Origin of the sequence: Paraburkholderia sp. J12, from assembly GCF_905220215.1 — a bacterium.
In the GTDB taxonomy this organism is placed as follows: domain Bacteria; phylum Pseudomonadota; class Gammaproteobacteria; order Burkholderiales; family Burkholderiaceae; genus Paraburkholderia.
The window spans coordinates 1-18,862 of sequence record NZ_CAJMZC010000014.1; the positions used below are offsets into that span (position 1 = coordinate 1).

The window sequence follows — 18,862 nt, forward strand, 5'->3', positions numbered from 1 at the left end:
TCGGGGACCCCAGTGTTGTATCAATCGCGGCGTTCCGGTTACGCCGCGTTCTCCGACTTCGACTTCGCTCTGTCTCGATCCCGCTCATGGCCGGCGGTCTTGCTGCCGCCTGTCATTTGCTAATGACCAAAACAGATATCCATATTGGAAAAGTTGGGGAAATGGTAATAAACTCGCCTTATATTTCAAACGACCAAAAAATCAGGTTGATATGCGACCAGGTTATAAGGGGTATCGATGAACCTGCACCAGTTCCGGTTCGTGCGCGAAGCCGTGCGCCAGAATTTCAATCTCACGGAGGCCGCCAAGGCCCTGTACACCAGCCAGCCCGGCGTTTCGAAGGCGATCATCGAGCTGGAGGACGAACTTGGGGTCGAAATCTTTACGCGCCATGGCAAGCGCGTGCGCTCGCTCACGGAGCCGGGGCGCATCATCCTCGCCTCGGTGGAGCGCATTCTGCAGGAAGTGGAGAGCCTCAAGCGCGTCGGCAAGGACTATGCGGCCCAGGATCAAGGCAATCTGGTGATCGCGGCCACCCACACCCAGGCGCGCTACTCGCTGCCGGCCGCCATCGCCGAGTTCAAGCGGCGTTTTCCCAAGGTGCACCTCTCCATTCTGCAAGGCAGCCCCACTCAGGTAGCGGAAATGGTGCTCCACGACCAGGCCGACCTCTGCATCGCCACCGAGGCGATCTCGGGCTACAAGGAACTGGTGTCGCTGCCCTGCTTCACCTGGCACCACGTGGCGGTGATGCTGCCCGACCACCCGCTGCTGGAACGCAAGCCGCTCTCGCTCGACGATCTGGCCCAATATCCGCTCATCACCTACGACAACGCCTTCGCGGGCCGCACCAAGATCAACGACGCGTTCCGCCTGCGCGGCCTCTCGCCCGATATCGTGCTGGAGGCAATCGACGCCGACGTCATCAAGACTTACGTCGAGCTCGGCATGGGCGTGGGGATCATGGCCGACATCGCCTTTAACGCCGAGCGCGACCGCCATCTGCGCGCCGTGCCCGTCGGCCACCTGTTCGGCAGCAACGTGACGCGCGTGGCGCTCAAGCAGGGGGCGTATCTGCGCAGTTATGTATACACACTCGTCGAACTGCTCTCGCCGAGCCTGAACCGCAAGCTGATCGAGCAGGCGCTCAAGGGGGAGCACGAAACCTACGAACTGTAAGGGCCGGACGGCGGTAGATCGCTACCCATCACAAGAAGACATTCCACGCCAACTCTGGCCGACAGGAGACCCACCGCATGAAGCCGCACCGCTTTCCGCGCCCGCTCGCCCTCGCTCTCGCTGCGGCGGCTACGCTCGTCGCCACCGCCGCACCCAGCGCCTTCGCCGACCTGAAGGTCGGCGTCGACCTCTCGAGCACGGGGCCGGCTGCCGTCATCGGCATCACCAGCAAGAACGCGATGCAGATGTGGCCCGACACCATCGCGGGCCAGAAGGCCGACTACATCGTGCTCGACGACGGCTCCGACCCGGGCGCGGCCGTGCGCAACATCCACAAGCTCATCAACGAAGACCACGTCGACGTGATCGTCGGCCCGAACATCACGCCGGCCGCGCTCGCGGCGCTCGATCCCGCGGCCGAAAGCAAGACGCCGATGATTACGCTGGTGGGCTCGGCCTCCGTGGTGGAGCCGCAGGAAGGGCCGCGCGTGTGGGCGTTCAAGATGGCGCAGACCGACGCCGCCATGGCCGACGTCATGACGCGCTACATGGCCGCGCACAACGTAAAGACGGTGGGCTTCATCGGCTTCGCGGACAGCTACGGCGACAGCTGGCTCAAGGAATTCACGAAATTCGCCGCCGAACGGCACATCCAGATCGTGGCGACCGAGCGCTTCAATCGCACCGACGCGAGCGTGACGGGCCAGGTGCTCAAGCTGATCGCGGCGAAGCCCGACGCGGTGCTGATCGCGGGCGCCGGCACGCCCACCGTGCTGCCGCAGCGCACGCTGGTGGAGCGCGGCTACAAGGGGCCGATCTACCAGACGCACGGCATCGCCACGCCCGAATTCATCAAGCTGGGCGGCAAGGACGTGGAAGGCACGCTGTTTCCGACCCAGCCCGTGGTCGTCGCGCGCACGCTGCCGGCCGGCGAGCCGGCGCAGAAAGCGGCGCTCGCCTTCGTCGACGCCTACGAGGCGAAGTACGGCCCCGGCACGGTCACGCAGTTCGCAGGCGATGCGGCGGGCGTGTATCCGCGCCTGCAGGACGCCGTCGCGCGCGCGCTCAAGACCGCGCAGCCCGGCAGCGAAGCGTTCCGCGTCGCATTGCGCGAAGCGCTGGAGCAGGCCCACGAGGTGGTCGTGCCGAACGGCTTCGTCACCACGAGCCCGGCCGATCACGTCGGGCTCGACCAGCGCGCAAGCGTGATGGGCACGATCCGCGACGGCAAGTTCGTGTATCTCGGGCAGTAAGCGCGCCGCCACCCTGCGGACCCGCAAGCCCCGCCGCAGGGGCCTTTGGTACAATCTCGCGGTTGCCGGTCACCTTTTTCCGGCGCTGCTGCGAGCGCGCCTGGGAGCGTACTTCCGAGCGCATCGACACGCGAGCGGCACGCCAGGCCGCCTGCTCCGAATCCGAACCACAACGCCCAGTCACCATGAACATCGAACAAGCGCGTTTCAACATGATCGAACAGCAGATCCGCCCCTGGGAGGTGCTCGACCAGGACGTGCTCAATCTGCTGTCGATCGTCAAGCGTGAGCAATTCGTCCCCGCCGCCTACGCGGACATCGCGTTCGCCGACCTGGAGATTCCGCTGCCCAACGGCCAGCAGATGCTGGCGCCGCGCATCGAGGCGCGCGTACTGCAGGAGCTCGCGGTGAAGAAGCACGAAAGCGTGCTGGAGATCGGCGCCGGTTCGGGTTACATGGCCGCCCTCCTCGCCCATCGCGCCCAAAAAGTGCTGACGGTCGAAATCGACCCGGAACTCGCGGAGTTCGCGCGCGCGAACTTCGTCAGGAACGGCGTGCTCAATGCCGAAGTCGCGCTCGGTGACGGCGCGCGCGGCTGGGCCGCCAATGCCCCCTACGACGTGATCTGCGTCTCGGGCGGCCTGCCGGTCGTGCCGCAGGAGCTGCTGGAACAGATCAAGGTGGGCGGCCGCATCGCCGCCTTCGTCGGCACCGCGCCGGTGATGGAAGCGCAGATCATCACCCGCATCGACGAAAAGCAATACCGTATCGCAAGCGTGTTCGAGACGTATGTCGAGCCGCTCGCAAACGCCATTCAACCGCCGCGCTTCAAGTTTTAAGCTCACGTTCCCGGCGCTTTCACGACTTCGAGTTTTCCATGCAGAACCTGACCGCTCCCGCCCTCGCCGAATGGCTCGCCGATACCTCGCGCGCCGCCCCCGTCCTGCTCGACGTGCGCGAGCCCTGGGAGATCGAAACGGCGAAGATCGCCGGCTGCGTGTCGATCCCCATGCGCGAGATCCCCGCACGCAGCGAAGAACTCGATGACGAGGCGCAGATCGTCTGCGTGTGCCACCACGGCGGCCGCAGCGCCCAGGTGGCGATGTTCCTCGAATCGCGCGGCTTTACGAAGGTGTTCAACCTGCAAGGCGGCGTTGACGCGTGGTCGCGCCAGGTCGACCCCAAGGTGCCGACTTACTGAGCGACGGCCGAGCCGCTGCGGGTACGCGCCCGCGACGGCCGGTTGCTCTTGATGGCTGTTGATTGTTACTGATTGCTCTTGAAGAAGGGCGCGGCTCCTGCCGCGCCCTTTTGCTTTGCCGCTCCCGCCCGCTCCCCCACCACCCTGCCTCGCAGAGCGCCCGCCACGCACAAGGGTGCAGCGCCCGCACCTTTCATGCACCTGTGTGCGCCTCGATGTACCGGTTGCCACACCTTGGCGCATCCGCGTACATCGCTGTGCGCGATCGCGCCTCCGGACGCACTGAGACGATGCAAAGCGCCCGAACATGCGCCTTCATGCACCACATTCGTCTGCACGCGCCGGCCAGCGCGCGAGCGCGCCGTCACGTCCCTGCCTTGATGAGCAGGCACGACGCATATTCGCAGCCCGTCGTCACAACTGGCATAGCGCTTGCAGAAGCAGACGCGCAAGACAGGCCATAACAAGGGACGGCGCGTCACCACATGCGCCGCATCCGCGACCTCACCCTCCCACCGTCAAGGGGAACTGAATGAAACGTCGTAGTCTGTTGAAACTGGGGACGATGTCCGGCGCGCTCGCCGTAGCGGGACGCATACCGTTCGCGCACGCGGACACCGGCAGCGGACCGATCAAGGTCGGCGTGCTGCATTCGCTGTCGGGCACGATGGCGATTTCCGAAACTTCGCTCAAAGATACGGCGCTCATGACCTTCGCCGACATCAACGCGAAGGGTGGCGTGATGGGACGCCAGATCGAGCCGGTGGTGGTGGACCCGGCCTCCAACTGGCCGCTCTTCGCCGAAAAGGCGCGCCAGCTGCTCACCCAGGACAAGGTCGCCGCCGTGTTCGGCTGCTGGACTTCGGTGTCGCGCAAGTCCGTGCTGCCCGTGTTCGAGGAACTGAACGGCCTGCTCTACTACCCCGTGCAATACGAAGGCGAGGAGATGTCGCGCAACGTGTTCTACACGGGCGCCGCGCCGAACCAGCAGGCCATTCCCGCCACGGAATACCTGATGAGCAACGAAGGCGGCGGCGCGAAGCGCTTCTTCCTGCTCGGCACCGACTACGTCTATCCGCGCACGACCAACAAGATCCTGCGCGCGTTCCTCAACTCCAAAGGCGTGCAGGACGCCGACATTCAGGAGGTCTACACACCGTTCGGCCACAGCGACTATCAGACCATCGTCGCCAACATCAAGACCTTCTCGCAGAGCGGCAAGACCTGCGTGATCTCGACCATCAACGGCGATTCGAACGTGCCGTTCTACAAGGAGCTCGGCAACCAGGGGCTGAAGGCCACCGACGTGCCCGTCGTCGCATTCTCGGTCGGCGAGGAAGAGCTGCGCGGCATCGACACGAAACCGCTCGTCGGCAATCTCGCGGCATGGAACTACTTCATGTCGCTGCGCAATCCGGAGAACACGAAGTTCAAGGCGATGTTCGCCGACTGGGTGAAGAAGAACAATCTTCCCGGCGGCAGCAAGCGCGTGACCAACGATCCGATGGAAGCGACCTTCGTGGGCATCCACATGTGGAAGCAGGCCGTGGAGAAGGCGAAGAGCACCGACGTCGACAAGGTGCGCGTCGCCATGATCGGCCAGGAGTTCGCCGCGCCGAGCGGCTACACGCTCAAGATGGACGGCAATCACCACCTGTGGAAACCGGTGATGATCGGCGAAGTACGCGCGGACGGCCAGTTCAACGTCGTGTGGCGGACCAAGACGACCGTGCGAGCCCAACCGTGGAGCCAGTACATCCCCGGCGACAAGGACAAGCCCGATGTCGTCAGCTCGATTCCCGACTTCCTGCGCCGTCGCCGCATGGCGTGAGCTTGCCCGCTTTGCTTCGAAAGGACGCGGCCCGGGGGCCGTGTCCCCACGATCCCTCCGGTCGACTTTTCAGGTTCCGCCCATGACATTCCGCCCCTTTCTGCGCACGTTCCTCGTGTTCGCATGGCTTGGGTGCGCCAGTTCGGCCGCGCTCGCGCTCGATGCCGCCGACGTCACGCCGCTCGGCGGCGACGACTTCGACGCCAAGTCCGCGGCCATCGACAAGCTCATCGCCACCCGCGACGCCGCATCGCTCGCCCTGCTCAAGGCGCTTGCGAACGACAACGTCACGGCCACCGACGCGGGCGAAGTGCTCCTGCAGGACGGCGACACCGCGCGCGATGCGATCACGGGCAAACCGGTCGCCGCCGATGTGGCGCAGGCGGCCCAGCCCGTCACGCTCAACAACCTGCTGCGCTCGAAAGTGGCCGGCGCGGTCTCGGGCCTGCAACTCGATTCGCCCGACCTCGAAACGCGCCGCGCCGCCATCGCGGAGCTCCTGAAGAATCCCGACCCGTCGATGAAGCCGATGATCGACGCGGCCCGCGCGAAGGAAACCGACCCCACGCTCAAGCGCCGCCTCGACACGCTCTGGGCGATGACCGCACTGCATAACCCCGACGCCGCCCTGCGGCTCGAAGCCGCGAAGCTCGTGGCCGCGCGCCACGATCTCGACATGTACGAACTGCTGCGCCCGCTCGTCGCGAAGACCGCCTCGGGCGCCTGGGCCGAACCCGACGCGCGCGTGCGCGCCGCCGCGCAAGCGGGCATCGAGGCGCTCGATTCGATCCAGCGCCGCAGCGAAATCCTCGGCACGCTGTTCGCGGGTCTCTCGCTCGGCAGCGTCCTGCTGCTCGCCGCGCTCGGCCTCGCCATCACGTATGGCCTCATCGGCGTCATCAACATGGCGCACGGCGAGTTCCTCATGATCGGCGCGTATGCCACCTATGTCGTGCAGACGCTCGTGCAGCACTATGCGCCGGGCGCGTTCAACTGGTATCCGCTCTTCGCCATTCCGGTGTCGTTCGTCGCCGCCGCGCTCGTGGGCGCCGTGATCGAGCGCCTCGTGATCCGCCATCTCTACGGGCGGCCGCTCGAAACGCTGCTCACCACCTTCGGCATCAGCCTGATCCTTATTCAGGCCACGCGCACGATCTTCGGCGCACAGAACGTGGCAGTGGAAAATCCCGCGTGGATGAGCGGCGGCGTGACCGTCATGCCCAGCCTCATCCTGCCGTACAACCGGATCGCGATTCTCGCGTTCTCGCTGATCGTGGTGGGCATTGCCTGGACCGTGCTCACGAAGACGCGCCTTGGCCTCTTCGTGCGCGCCGTCACGCAGAACCGCCGCATGGCGGCATGCGTGGGCGTGCGCACCGCGCGCGTCGATGCCTGGGCGTTCGCGTTCGGTGCGGGCATCGCGGGACTCGGCGGCTGCGCGCTCTCGCAGATCGGCAACGTCGGACCGGATCTCGGCCAGAGCTACATCATCGACTCGTTCATGGCCGTGGTGCTGGGCGGCGTGGGCCAGATCGCGGGCACCGTGATCGGCGGCTTCGGGCTCGGGCTCGTCAGCAAGGCCATCGAGCCGTTCTGGGGCGCGGTGCTCGCGAAGATCGTGGTACTCGTGCTGATCGTGCTGTTCATCCAGAAGCGTCCGCAGGGCCTGTTCGCCTTGAAGGGCCGCAGCGCGGAGGTATGAGATGACCACCGCCACGCATGACACCACCCACGCGCCCTACGGCGCCCCCACGCCGCAGCGCGGCGACGGCCCCGAGACGTTCGCGCTCGGGCTGCCCGCGCGGCCCGCGCTGCTCTCGCGCGGCGCGTGGCTCGCGCTCATTGCGCTCATCGTCGCCATCGGCGTGGGCGTGCCGCTTTGCGCGCTCGTACTGCCGCAATCCAGCGCGCTCCATCTCTCGGCCTATTCGATGACGCTCGTCGGCAAGCTCATGTGCTACGCGATCGCCGCGCTCGCGCTCGATCTCGTGTGGGGCTACTGCGGCGTCCTGAGCCTGGGCCACGGGCTTTTCTTCGCGCTGGGCGGCTACGCCATCGGCATGTACCTGATGCGCGAGATCGGCCACGACGGCGTGTACGGCAGCGATCTGCCCGACTTCATGGTGTTCCTGAACTGGCACCAGCTGCCGTGGTACTGGCAAGGCACCCAGCATCTCGGATATGCGCTCGCGCTCGTGGTGCTCGTGCCCGCCGTGGTGGCCTGGGTATTCGGCTTCTTCACGTTCCGCTCGCGCGTGAAGGGCGTGTATCTCTCCATCATCACGCAGGCCATGACCTTCGCGGCCATGCTGCTCTTCTACCGCAACGAGACGGGCTTCGGCGGCAACAACGGCTTTACCGACTTCAAGCGCATCGCGGGCTTTCCCATCACGCATCCCGGCACGCGCACGGTACTGTTCCTCATGACGTTCGCCACGCTCGTGCTCGCGTTCCTCGCGGCTCGTGCGATCGTCACTTCGAAGCTCGGGCGCGTCGTGACCGCCGTGCGCGACGGCGAAACGCGCCTCATGTTCCTCGGCTACAGCCCGCTCGGCTACAAGCTGTTCGTGTGGACCGTTTCGGCCGTCCTCTGCGGCATCGCGGGCGCGCTGTACGTGCCGCAGGTGGGCATCATCAACCCGAGCGAGATGTCACCCGGCAACTCCATCGAAATGGCGATCTGGGTGGCCGTGGGCGGGCGCGGCACGCTCATCGGCCCCATCATCGGCGCCTTCGCCGTGAACGGCGCGAAGAGCTTCTTCACCGCCTACTTTCCGGAGTACTGGCTATTCTTCCTCGGCCTGATCTTCGTGCTCGTGCCGCTGCTTTTGCCCCACGGCATCATGGGTCTCATCGAGCTCGCCCTGAAGCGGATGAAGGGCGCGAAAGGTACGAAGAGCACGAGAAGCCCGCAAGGAACCCGCAAAACATGAAGCCGGAACACGAGGCGCGCATGAACGGACACGCGATACTGCACGACCCGCTCGGCCACAACCCCTTCGACAACGCCATCGAGCACGACGAACTCACGCTCTCCGGCGTGGCCGGTCTCGGGCACGTGGTCGAGCCCGGCGCGATCGACACTTCGCACGGCACGATCCTCTATCTGGAAGACGTGACGGTGAGCTTCGACGGCTTTCGCGCGCTCAACAAGCTCACGCTCTCGATCGACGTGGGCGAGTTGCGCTGCGTGATCGGCCCGAACGGCGCGGGCAAGACGACGATGATGGACGTCATCACGGGCAAGACCGGGCCCGATTCGGGCAAGGTCTTCCTCGGCCAGACGCTCGACCTCACGCGCATGAACGAGCCCGCAATCGCACGCGCGGGCATTGGCCGCAAGTTTCAGAAGCCGACGGTGTTCGAACAGCACCCCGTGTGGGAAAACCTCGAACTCGCGATGAAGGCGGACAAGGGCTGGTTCGCCTCGCTGCGTGCGCGGCTCGACCGCGAGGCGCAGGCGAAGATCGAAGAAACGCTCGAGGTGATCCGGCTGGAAGGCGACGCGCGGCGACTCGCGGGCGAGCTCTCGCACGGCCAGAAGCAGCGGCTCGAGATCGGCATGCTGCTGATGCAGCGCCCCGCCCTGCTGCTGCTCGACGAACCGGCCGCCGGCATGACCGACGACGAAACCATGGAGCTCGCGGCGCTCCTCAACCGGCTGCGCGGCGGCTGCTCGATGATGGTGGTGGAACACGACATGGAGTTCGTCGCGGCGCTGGCCGGCGAGAGCGGTCGCGTGACCGTGATGGCCGAAGGCAGCGTGCTCGCCGAAGGCACGCTCGATGCCGTCAAACGCGAAGAAGCGGTGATCGAATCGTATCTGGGCCGCTGAAACGCATAACGACGAACCTACCGACAGGCATCGACATGCTGACTATCGACTCGCTGAACCAGTACTACGGCGGCAGCCATATCCTGCGCAACGTCTCGATGACGGTGCCCGAGGGCAAGCTCACCGTGCTGCTCGGGCGCAACGGCGTGGGCAAGACCACGCTGCTGCGCTGCCTGATGGGTGTGGTGCCGACGAAGAGCGGCGCCATCGCCTGGAACGGCGAAGCGCTCACGAAACTGCCCACGTGGGCGCGCGTCGCGCATGGGCTCGCGTATGTGCCGCAGGGGCGCGATATCTTTCCGCGCCTGACCGTGGAAGAAAATCTGCTCGTCGGCGCGGCCAGCAAGAAGCGCGCGCCTTCGAAGGTGCCCGCGCATATCTACCGGCTCTTTCCCGTGCTGGAGGACATGAAGGCACGGCGCGGCGGCGATCTCTCGGGCGGCCAGCAGCAGCAGCTCGCGATCGGCCGCGCGCTCATGAGCGAACCCAGACTCCTGATCCTCGACGAACCGACCGAGGGCATCCAGCCTTCGATCATCCAGGACATCGGCCGTACGCTGCGCCAGCTCGTGGAAGAGATGCAGATGACCGTACTGCTCGTCGAGCAGTACTACGATTTCGCCAAGGCGATTGCCGACCGCTACTGGGTGATGAGCCGCGGGGAAATTGTCGCCGGCGGCGAAGGGGCGGACATGGATGCCGATGGCGTGCGGGCGCTGATTGCGGTTTGAGGAGCGCGCGGCGGTCCGGCTGTCACAGAAAGTGAAAACTGCGCCAGGTCAGTGAAAAACCGCCGATCTCAATCGCGGCAAATCGAGCGGCCGGTGTGCGAACTCAACCGGCTAACCGGCCACCTCGCCCAGATCGGAACCGGCGCCCCCATGCGGAGGCAACGCAAGCACCGGCTGGGCAATAGATGGCCGCTTGCTTCAGCCCGACTGCCTGGTTGCCCGGCAGTGGCCGGTCAGTAGCGCTTTTTCGGCGGCAACGAACGTTTGATCTGCTTGCGCAGGCGTGCCACGGCAGCAGCCTTTTTGCGTTTGCGTTCTGCGGTAGGTTTTTCGTAGGCGGTCCGGGCACGAAGCTCCGGAATCAAACCATTGCGCTCAATCGCGCGACGGAAACGGCGCAATGCAACTTCTACGGGCTCGTCGGGTTTCAGAATAACGGTAGTCAATTTTTTCCTTCGTTGAGGTCCAGCCGCAATGGCGAATGATGAGGGGGATGGCGCGCAGCGTCGTCACAGGCAAAGGTCACAGACGACGCCCGGGTATCGCGTCATCAACGACGGCGAAACGCGGCTCTTTGCGTTGCGCCGCCGCTGCGTTCATCCTTGTGCCGAAAATTGATTCGCCCCTTCGTCAGGTCGTACATCGAGAGTTCCAGCGTTACCCGATCGCCCGCAAGGATACGAATGTGATTCTTCCGGATACGACCGGACGCATACGCCCCTACCACCACGCCATTGTCGAGCGTGACGCGGTAGCGGCTGTCTGGCAGCACTTCGTCAACGATACCGTCGAGTTCCAGCAGTTCTTCTTTGGCCATTCAAGGTTCCTGATCAATTGGCGGGACATGGGCTCGGATGTCGCGCCGAGGAAGAAGCCGCGGGCGTTGGCCGGCACGCGCTCCCGCGGTAGTGGGAAGCATGAAATTTGCTGGGCAGCCCTCGTGCCCGGGATGTCTTGGACACCGCCCTGCCCGGGCGGCGAATCAGGTACACGAGGGGATTGTCCAAACGCGGCGGCTCGCAATACCGGTCCGATGCGAGTCGGGGCGTGCAGTCCAGCGAGCCCTGTTATCGCTGGCCTCACTGGAATCGATCAAAGGAAGATTCGCGACCAGCGACAGGCTTTTTTCTGCGTTGTGCAAAGCAAACCAGCCTTACATTGTAACCGAAGGCCGCCATCTGCACTGCCATTATCGGTGGGGCCAGAAAGAAGGCGGCTCAGAATACATGCCGACGATGCGCAGTTCGGGATCCCGCGTGATGTGGGCACTTCGAACCGTGACCTCGTTTTTAACCGCGCGTGTCGACCCAGTTGCGTGCCCAGTGGGTCGAGTGCTGCAACGCCTGCTCTTCACTCTTGAAGTAATCGAGCGAATAGAACCAGTAGCGGCCTTCGGCTCGCGCGTTATCGATACGTTCGAGCAGCAGGTTGGATGAAAAGCTACCGTCGGGCAAGCGATGCGCCGAGGGTTGGACGGCATAGCCGTTGTATTGTTGAATTTGTTTGTTCTGCATTTTAATTTTAATAATATTTGAGTGCGCGCGTGCCGTGCGAAAAGGGCACGGGTGCGCCGATCCAGCGCCATTCGAGCCGAATTCTCAAGCGATCGAAAAGCGGGAAATGACGTTGAAGCCTGAGGGGAAATGAGGTGCAACGAGGCGTATGGCGCCTGGCAAGCTGCTCAATAACAGATGCCAACCAGAAACGGGTGCGCCAACTGAGGGAGACAAAGCTCCGCGAGGGTGTCGCTGCAACCCGGCATCCGTGGCAGGAGGCCGGGTCCTTCAACTTTACAGCGGCTTGATGTTAGCCGCTTGCAGACCCTTCGGGCCTTGCTTCGTTTCGAAGCTCACCTTCTGGTTTTCAGCCAGCGTCTTGAAGCCGTCGCTGCGGATTTCGGAGAAGTGAGCGAACAGGTCGTCGCCGCCCTTGTCCGGGGTGATGAAGCCAAAGCCCTTGCTGTCGTTGAACCACTTAACGGTGCCGGTATCCATGAAGAATCCTTGATGAAAAAATATGAAAAAAAGCTCTATTAAAAAAGAGAGTATGAAGCTTCAAGGAGGGAGAGGACAACGAATACCGCCGAGGAGCGAGCAATTGATGAACAGCAATCGAGCTTCTTGAACTTCGAGCTGCACGATACCTGCCAGGCGGCCCAGCGTCAATACCTATCTTGTAACTATTTCAACAGGCGGCCCGTTCTGCAGACGAAGTGATGCGGCCCCGCGGAGCTGCGCCCCCTTACTTGGCACGGTGCGCTGGCATGGCGCGCAAGCTAGACAGAGGGGGCGGGCAGGCCCAGGGCGGCACCGCACCTGCTGCGACGGAATCGACCCGGCGGAGATGCGCACCACCCCCTTAAATTTGTGTCGGATCGGCGGATCGGTGGATTGACGGGCCGCTTCCGGGGTCGCAGGCGTTAGCGCTTGAGTGCGAAGGTAGCCAAAAACGTTGGAAGGAAGTTGTCGATGACGAACCATGGTTTGGGTTGTTGATCTTCGTAGAATCCCTTGAGCACAAATCCCGCTTCAAGTTGACCGCCGATCTGCTCACTCAGGCTGTGACCGAATACCAGGGCCTCTCCGCCCGCCTGCTTCCGGGCCAGTTCTGCTGGTGAGAGATCGCGCATGTCCGAATAGGGAATCTTGAAGCGCGGGCGAATCAAGCCCTGCTCGGCAAACTCAGGACTCCGATCGGCAACAAACACGACGGGATTGAAGAAGCTGGCAAGCAATCGTCCTCCCTTCGCCCGCAATACCCTGAAGCATTCGTGCCACACGGGACGCACATCCGGCACATACAGGTTGGAGATCGGATGAAAAACGATGTCGAACGATTCATCCGCAAAAACGGACAGATCGCGCATATCGCCTTGCACGATTTTAATGGCGAGGCTATCTCGACGAGCGACCCTCTCGTCTTGCGTGAGTTGCATCGCAGACGCGTCGAACACCGTGACGTCGGCACCGGCTGCCGCGAGAATCGGCGCTTGCTGACCACCGGCAGAGGCGAGGCAGAGAATACGCCGTGTCCGGACATCGGGCAGCCAATCCGGAGGAAGCGCATTGGGCGTCACACAGGTGCGTCGTAGGTGCCACGATAAGTGAAGAGGTCCGATGAATTCAGCGCCCCGGTTTTCACCTTCCCTGGCGTCCGATAGCGGCGATCCGGCAAGCACCGGCCACCTTGCACGAAGACCATAAAAAATCTATATTCGGACCGGTTCAGCCTTCCAGGAGCGCGGCATGCGCTATTCGTCCCAGGTCAAACCCATCAGCTACCTCAAGGCCAACGCGGCCGAAGTGCTGGCGCAACTGGCCGAGCAGCGGGAACCGCTCGTCATCACGCAGAACGGCGAGGCCAAAGCCGTCTTGCAAGACGTCGCTTCGTACGAGGAAACCCAGGAAACGCTGGCGCTGCTGAAGATACTGGCGCTCGGCAACCAGGAGGTCGCGGCGGGCAAGGTGAAGCCGGTGGCCGACGTGGTGGCACGCCTGCGGGCCAAACGGTCCGCGAGCTGATGCGGGGCCGAACCGAGCGCTTCGCCGTCGTGCTCACGGCCGGCGCGGAGCAGGACCTGGCGTCCCTATACGGCCACATCGCCGAATTCGATTGCGTGGCCAATGCAGACTACGTGCTGAACCGACTGACGACCGTGGTAGCAGACCCGTCGCGCTTGCCGGAACGAGGCCACTACCCGAAGGAACTGGCCGCACTCGGGATCAAGGAGTACCGGCAAGTCTCGTTCAAGCCCTGGCGCGTGATCTATCGCGTCCTGGACCGACAAGTGGTGATCTACCTGATCGCCGACAGCCGGCGCGATATGCAATCGTTACTCGCCCGCAGACTGCTCGGCGCCTGATGCGCCGGCGCCGCGCCTTCCCCAAGCTCCTTTCGCTCCCGCATGTCGCTTCACGAAAATCACCCGGCACTCGCCACCCGCACCGCCACCGCCCAGGAATGGCGCGCGCGCCTCGAACTCGGCTTCGTGCGCCACGGCGAGCGCACGACGCTCGCCCATCGTCTGCACACGGGGCCGCTGCGCGTGCAACGGCCGCTCTATCCCGAAGGCGATGCGATCTGCCATGCGGTGATCGTGCATCCGCCCGCCGGCATCGCGGGCGGCGACCGGCTCGACATCGAGGTGAACGTCGGCGCGCACACGCATGCCGTACTCACGACCCCCGGCGCCACCAAGTGGTACAAGTCGAACGGCCGCGTGGCGCGGCAGCGCATTGCGATCGCCGTGGGCGAAGGCGCGAAGCTCGACTGGCTGCCGCAAAACAATCTCGTCTTCGATCACGCGCACGCGGAACTCGAATTTGCGCTCACGCTCGGAAGCGATGCCACGGCCATCGGCTGGGACGCCGTGCAGCTCGGCCGCCAGGCGGCGGGCGAGCGCTGGTCGGCCGGCATGCTGCGCTCGGTCGCGCGCATTGCACGCGTCACGCGCGAGGCCGATGAAGGCGGCGACCTGCTGTGGTTCGAGCGTGCCCTCATCGACGCCGCCGATCCGCTGCGCGATGCGCCGCAGGGGCTGGCCGGCTATCCGGCGTTCGGCGTGCTGTGGGCCGTCGGCCCTGCCTGCACCGATGTCCTCGCGCAGCAACTCGCCGCCACCCTGCCGTTCAACGATGCGCTGCGCGGCGGCGCAAGCTGCGTTTGTCCGGGCGTGCTGGTGGTGCGCGTGCTCGCCCGCTCGATGGAGCCTTTGCAGCAGGCCCTCACGCGCTGCTGGACCGGCTTGCGGCCCATCGTGCATGGCGTCGAGGCCACCCCGCTGCGTCTCTGGACAACCTGAGCAACGCCTTCGCTCACGAACAGGCACTGTGGTGGGGCGATTGCGCACTGCCGCGCGTCGACGCATTCCATAAAAACACCACAACAGTGCGAAAACATGCCGAAAGTGGTGCAACCAGCCCTGTCCCCTTCATTGGCACATACCTTGCTGTGAGCTTGCAAACCCGCGCGTGGATCGCCCACGCCATTGCAATGGAACCGTAAATGGGCTCCGGTATGCTGCGGCAGAACGACTCCGGCCTACCGGCGTCGGCGCTGCGCGCCTGCCGCACCCCCGACGTCCCAACCGACTCAGAACGATGAAGCTCACGCCACGCGAGAAAGACAAGCTCCTCATCTTCACCGCCGCGCTGCTCGCCGAACGGCGCCGTGCACGCGGTCTCAAGCTCAACTATCCGGAGGCCGTGGCGTTCATCAGCGCCGCGCTCATGGAGGCCGCCCGCGACGGCAAGACGGTGGCCGAGGTCATGCACTACGGCACGACGCTGCTCACGCGCGACGACGTGATGGAGGGCGTGCCGGAGATGATCCCCGACATTCAGGTGGAAGCGACGTTTCCGGACGGCACGAAGCTCGTCACCGTCCACCACCCGATTCCGTGAGTGAGCAAGCGAGGCAGCCATGATCCCAGGCGAAATGCTGATCGACGACGGCGAGATCGAACTGAACGCCGGCCGCGAGACCGTCACCGTCACGGTGGCGAATACGGGTGACCGGCCGGTGCAGATCGGCTCGCACTTCCACTTCTACGAAGTCAACGACGCGCTCTCGTTCGAGCGCGAGGCCGCGCGCGGCTTTCGCCTGAACATCGCGGCGGGCACCGCCGTTCGCTTCGAGCCGGGCCAGGAGCGCACCGTCGAGCTGGTGGCGCTGGCAGGCGATCGCGCCGTCTACGGCTTCAACGGCAAGGTCATGGGGCCGCTCTGAGCGCGCGGCGCTCGAGCCCCAGGCGACGAATTCATCAGGAATCCTGATATGACATTGAAAATCGGCCGCCGCGCCTATGCGGAGATGTTCGGCCCCACCACCGGCGACCGCGTGCGCCTCGCCGACACCGAACTCGTCATCGAGGTCGAGCGCGACTACACCGTCTACGGCGACGAAGTGAAGTTCGGCGGCGGCAAGGTGATCCGCGACGGCATGGGCCAGTCGCAGCGCCTCGCGGCGGAGGTGGCCGATACGGTCGTGACGAACGCCGTGATCGTCGATCACTGGGGCATCGTGAAGGCGGACATCGGCATCAAGGACGGGCGCGTCTGGCGCATCGGCAAGGCGGGCAACCCCGACGTGCAGCCGGCCGTGACGATTCCCATCGGCGCCTCGACCGAAGTGATCGCGGGCGAAGGGCAGATCGTGACGGCGGGCGGCATCGATACGCACATTCACTTCATCAGCCCGCAGCAGATCGACGAGGCGCTCGCCTCGGGCGTGACCACGATGCTAGGCGGCGGCACCGGCCCCGCCACCGGCACCAACGCCACCACCTGCACGCCGGGCCCGTGGCACATGGAGCGCATGCTACAGGCCGCGGACGGCTGGCCGATCAACCTCGGCTTCCTCGGCAAGGGCAACGTGAGCCTTCCGAAGCCCGCCGAGGAGCAGATCGCCGCCGGCGCGATCGGCCTCAAGCTGCACGAGGACTGGGGCTCGACGCCGGCCGCCATCGACAACTGCCTGACGGTTGCCGACGCCACCGACACGCAGGTCGCCATCCACACCGACACGCTCAACGAATCGGGCTTCGTGGAAGCGACCGTGGGCGCCTTCAAGGGCCGCACGATCCACACGTACCACACCGAAGGCGCAGGCGGCGGCCACGCCCCCGACATCATCAAGGTGTGCGGCGAACCGAACGTGCTGCCCTCCTCGACCAACCCCACGCGCCCGTACACCATCAACACGCTCGACGAACACCTCGACATGCTGATGGTGTGCCATCACCTCGACCCCTCGATTGCCGAAGACATTGCCTTCGCCGAATCGCGCATCCGCCGCGAGACCATCGCCGCCGAAGACATCCTGCACGATCTCGGCGCGCTGTCGATGCTTTCATCGGACTCCCAGGCAATGGGCCGCGTGGGCGAAGTCATCATCCGCACCTGGCAGACCGCGCACAAAATGAAGGTGCAGCGCGGCACGCTGCCCGGCGACAGCGCGCGCAACGACAACTTCCGCGTGAAGCGCTATGTCGCCAAGTACACGATCAACCCCGCCATCACGCACGGCATCTCGCACGAAGTGGGCTCGGTCGAACCCGGCAAGTGGGCCGATCTCGTGTTCTGGGAACCCGCGTTCTTCGGCATCAAGCCCTCGCTCATTCTCAAGGGCGGCATGATCGCGCTCGCCCAGATGGGCGACCCGAATGCGTCGATCCCCACGCCGCAGCCGGTGCACTACCGCGAGATGTTCGCCACGCGCGGACGGGCTCTCGGACAGACGTCGCTCACCTTCGTCTCGCAGCTCGCGCTCGATCATGGCGTGGCCGGGCGCTACGGCCTGCAAAAGCGCGTCGTGGCCGTGCGCGGCTGCCGCAACGTGACCAAGGCCGACATGATCCACAACGCGTGGCAACCGGCGATCAGCGTCGATCCCGAGACCTACCAGGTGGTGGCGGACGGCCAGTTGCTCACGTGCGAACCCGCCACGGTGCTGCCGATGGCACAGCGTTATTTCCTCTTCTAGAATGAAACTGCCGCCGCGCCGCACAGCGGTCGCGGGCCGGCAGGAACCGATATGCGCACGATCGACAAACGCCTCAACGCGAAGCTTGCACCGGTACTGGTGAAGCGCGCCCCCACGCTCACGCTCCCCTACGACGCGCGCTGCAAGAGCCGCCTCGCCGCCACGCTCGACACAGGCGAAGAAGTGGGCGTGGTGCTGCCGCGCGGCACGGTGCTGCGCGACGGCGACATGCTGGTCGCCGACGACGGCGGCCTCGTGCGCGTGATCGCCGCCGCCGAAAGCGTGCTGCTCGTGCGCGCGCCCGACCGGCTCACGCTCACGCGCGCCGCATACCACCTCGGCAACCGCCATACGCCTGTCGAAGTCGGCGCCGACGAACTGAAGCTCGAAGCGGACCCCGTCCTCGAAGACATGCTCAGGCGCCTCGGCGCGCAGGTCGAGCGCGCGACGCTGCCGTTTCAGCCGGAAGCCGGCGCGTATGGCGGCGGGCATCGTCACGGCCACGACGAAACCTTCGCCGACGACTACGCTTTGGCCCAGCGCGTGTATGACGAACACCACGGCCATGCACACGATCATGCGCACGGCCACGATCATACGCACGACCACGACCACGTCCACGGCCCCGATTGCGGACACGATCACGGCCACGACCCTCACGGCCATGCGCATCGCTGAGCTGACCGCGCTGCTGCACCTCGCGTCGCCGGCGCTGCCGATCGGCGCGTTCAGCTACTCGCAGGGGCTCGAGGCGGCCATCGACGCCCACCTGATCGAAAACGCCGACGACGCCGCGCGCTGGATCGAAAGCGGCCTCGCGAACGTGCTGGCGCCGGGCGAACTGCCGTTTGTCGCGCATCAGCTCGAACGCTGGCGCACGCATGACGCCGAGGCACTCATCGCGGCGAATGCGGAGTTCATCGCGAGCCGCGAGTCGGAGGAATTGCGCCGCGAGACGGCGCAGATGGGCTGGTCGCTGCGGCAGCTCTGCACCCAGCTCGAATGGGGCGACGCCGCGCGCCGCGCCACGCTCGAACGCATGACGCCCGTCGCGCAGCCGAGCGCTTACGCCCTCGCCGCCTGGGCGCACGGCGCCGCGCCCGACGCAGCGCTCGCGGCCTATGCGTTCAGCTGGGTCGAGAACCAGACCGCGGCGGCGCTCAAAGCCGTGCCGCTCGGCCAGGTAGCGGGGCAACGCATCATCGTCGCCTTGCGGCCCGTGATCGAAGCGGCCGTTGCACGCGCGCTCGCCACGCCGCCCGATGCACTCAACACCTTCGCGCCGCAGCTCGGCATCCTTTCGGCGCGTCACGAATCGCAATACTCGCGGCTATTCCGCTCCTAGCACTT

The 18,862-nt window shown here is 65.1% G+C and carries 21 protein-coding genes and 1 pseudogene; 17 read left to right on the forward strand and 5 right to left on the reverse strand.

Translation table 11 applies throughout. The annotated features are described in order from the left end of the window. The first annotated feature begins 237 nt into the window (after window positions 1–237). The 9 genes from U5760_RS24990 (at window position 238) to urtE (ending at window position 10,030) form a co-directional block, all read left to right on the forward strand. Window positions 238–1,179 (forward strand): CysB family HTH-type transcriptional regulator, encoded by a 942-nt coding sequence (locus U5760_RS24990; RefSeq protein ID WP_322014999.1) that lies wholly within the window; start codon window positions 238–240, stop codon window positions 1,177–1,179. A gap of 77 nt (window positions 1,180–1,256) precedes the next feature. Further along, window positions 1,257–2,432 carry an ABC transporter substrate-binding protein gene (locus U5760_RS24995; RefSeq protein WP_322015000.1) on the forward strand — a complete coding sequence of 392 codons (1,176 nt, stop codon included), beginning with the start codon at window positions 1,257–1,259 and terminating at the stop codon, window positions 2,430–2,432. A gap of 185 nt (window positions 2,433–2,617) precedes the next feature. Further along, window positions 2,618–3,271, forward strand: a complete 654-nt coding sequence (locus U5760_RS25000) for a protein-L-isoaspartate O-methyltransferase (protein WP_322015001.1) — start codon at window positions 2,618–2,620, stop codon at window positions 3,269–3,271. Window positions 3,272–3,309: 38 nt separating this feature from the next. Beyond that, window positions 3,310–3,633: a rhodanese-like domain-containing protein gene (locus tag U5760_RS25005; protein WP_322015002.1), complete on the forward strand. Its 324-nt coding sequence runs from the start codon at window positions 3,310–3,312 to the stop codon at window positions 3,631–3,633. Between the two features lie 532 nt (window positions 3,634–4,165). Next, window positions 4,166–5,464: an urea ABC transporter substrate-binding protein gene (urtA, locus tag U5760_RS25010; protein ID WP_322015003.1), complete on the forward strand. Its 1,299-nt coding sequence runs from the start codon at window positions 4,166–4,168 to the stop codon at window positions 5,462–5,464. Window positions 5,465–5,546: 82 nt separating this feature from the next. Then, window positions 5,547–7,166, forward strand: coding sequence for an urea ABC transporter permease subunit UrtB (gene urtB / locus U5760_RS25015; protein ID WP_322015004.1), 1,620 nt, complete (start codon window positions 5,547–5,549; stop codon window positions 7,164–7,166). A gap of 1 nt (window position 7,167) precedes the next feature. Further along, on the forward strand, window positions 7,168–8,397 hold the full coding sequence (gene urtC, locus U5760_RS25020; protein WP_322015005.1) for an urea ABC transporter permease subunit UrtC: 1,230 nt from the start codon (window positions 7,168–7,170) through the stop codon (window positions 8,395–8,397). Next, entirely contained in the window at window positions 8,394–9,299 is a 906-nt protein-coding gene (urtD, locus tag U5760_RS25025; RefSeq protein WP_415914176.1) for an urea ABC transporter ATP-binding protein UrtD, read from the forward strand. Before urtC ends, urtD begins: the two co-directional genes overlap by 4 nt. Window positions 9,300–9,334: 35 nt before the next feature. Then, window positions 9,335–10,030: an urea ABC transporter ATP-binding subunit UrtE gene (gene urtE / locus U5760_RS25030; protein ID WP_322015006.1), complete on the forward strand. Its 696-nt coding sequence runs from the start codon at window positions 9,335–9,337 to the stop codon at window positions 10,028–10,030. Window positions 10,031–10,263: 233 nt separating this feature from the next. Here urtE and rpsU read toward each other — a convergent pair whose 3' ends face one another. From rpsU to U5760_RS25055, 5 genes and pseudogenes are all read right to left on the reverse strand, one after another. Next, window positions 10,264–10,476 carry a 30S ribosomal protein S21 gene (gene rpsU / locus U5760_RS25035; RefSeq protein WP_132020865.1) on the reverse strand — a complete coding sequence of 71 codons (213 nt, stop codon included), beginning with the start codon at window positions 10,474–10,476 and terminating at the stop codon, window positions 10,264–10,266. Between the two features lie 104 nt (window positions 10,477–10,580). After that, on the reverse strand, window positions 10,581–10,847 hold the full coding sequence (gene infA / locus U5760_RS25040; protein ID WP_028225990.1) for a translation initiation factor IF-1: 267 nt from the start codon (window positions 10,845–10,847) through the stop codon (window positions 10,581–10,583). 472 nt (window positions 10,848–11,319) lie between these two features. Beyond that, window positions 11,320–11,544, reverse strand: a complete 225-nt coding sequence (locus U5760_RS25045; RefSeq protein WP_322015007.1) for a hypothetical protein — start codon at window positions 11,542–11,544, stop codon at window positions 11,320–11,322. Between the two features lie 276 nt (window positions 11,545–11,820). Continuing rightward, on the reverse strand, window positions 11,821–12,024 hold the full coding sequence (locus U5760_RS25050; protein ID WP_028225987.1) for a cold-shock protein: 204 nt from the start codon (window positions 12,022–12,024) through the stop codon (window positions 11,821–11,823). Between the two features lie 425 nt (window positions 12,025–12,449). Beyond that, a pseudogene (locus U5760_RS25055) lies at window positions 12,450–13,106 on the reverse strand (class I SAM-dependent methyltransferase); the annotation flags it as partial. Between the two features lie 169 nt (window positions 13,107–13,275). Here U5760_RS25055 and U5760_RS25060 point away from each other — a divergent pair. The 8 genes from U5760_RS25060 (at window position 13,276) to U5760_RS25095 (ending at window position 18,857) form a co-directional block, all read left to right on the forward strand. Then, window positions 13,276–13,551, forward strand: coding sequence for a type II toxin-antitoxin system Phd/YefM family antitoxin (locus U5760_RS25060; protein WP_322015010.1), 276 nt, complete (start codon window positions 13,276–13,278; stop codon window positions 13,549–13,551). Further along, window positions 13,551–13,892 (forward strand): type II toxin-antitoxin system RelE/ParE family toxin, encoded by a 342-nt coding sequence (locus U5760_RS25065; RefSeq protein ID WP_322015011.1) that lies wholly within the window; start codon window positions 13,551–13,553, stop codon window positions 13,890–13,892. The genes U5760_RS25060 and U5760_RS25065 overlap by 1 nt, the downstream gene beginning before the upstream one ends. A 42-nt stretch (window positions 13,893–13,934) precedes the next feature. Further along, a complete protein-coding gene (locus U5760_RS25070) occupies window positions 13,935–14,831 on the forward strand; it encodes an urease accessory protein UreD (RefSeq protein ID WP_322015012.1) in 897 nt (298 codons plus the stop codon). A 298-nt stretch (window positions 14,832–15,129) separates the two neighbouring features. Further along, window positions 15,130–15,432 (forward strand): urease subunit gamma, encoded by a 303-nt coding sequence (gene ureA, locus U5760_RS25075; protein WP_017773123.1) that lies wholly within the window; start codon window positions 15,130–15,132, stop codon window positions 15,430–15,432. A gap of 19 nt (window positions 15,433–15,451) precedes the next feature. Beyond that, complete coding sequence (locus U5760_RS25080; RefSeq protein WP_322015013.1) at window positions 15,452–15,757, forward strand: urease subunit beta; 306 nt, start codon at window positions 15,452–15,454, stop codon at window positions 15,755–15,757. Between the two features lie 48 nt (window positions 15,758–15,805). Next, a complete protein-coding gene (ureC, locus tag U5760_RS25085; protein WP_322015014.1) occupies window positions 15,806–17,512 on the forward strand; it encodes an urease subunit alpha in 1,707 nt (568 codons plus the stop codon). 51 nt (window positions 17,513–17,563) lie between these two features. Then, window positions 17,564–18,190 (forward strand): urease accessory protein UreE, encoded by a 627-nt coding sequence (gene ureE / locus U5760_RS25090; RefSeq protein ID WP_322015015.1) that lies wholly within the window; start codon window positions 17,564–17,566, stop codon window positions 18,188–18,190. Continuing rightward, a complete protein-coding gene (locus tag U5760_RS25095) occupies window positions 18,177–18,857 on the forward strand; it encodes an urease accessory protein UreF (protein WP_322015159.1) in 681 nt (226 codons plus the stop codon). The genes ureE and U5760_RS25095 overlap by 14 nt, the downstream gene beginning before the upstream one ends. Window positions 18,858–18,862 lie beyond the last annotated feature (5 nt).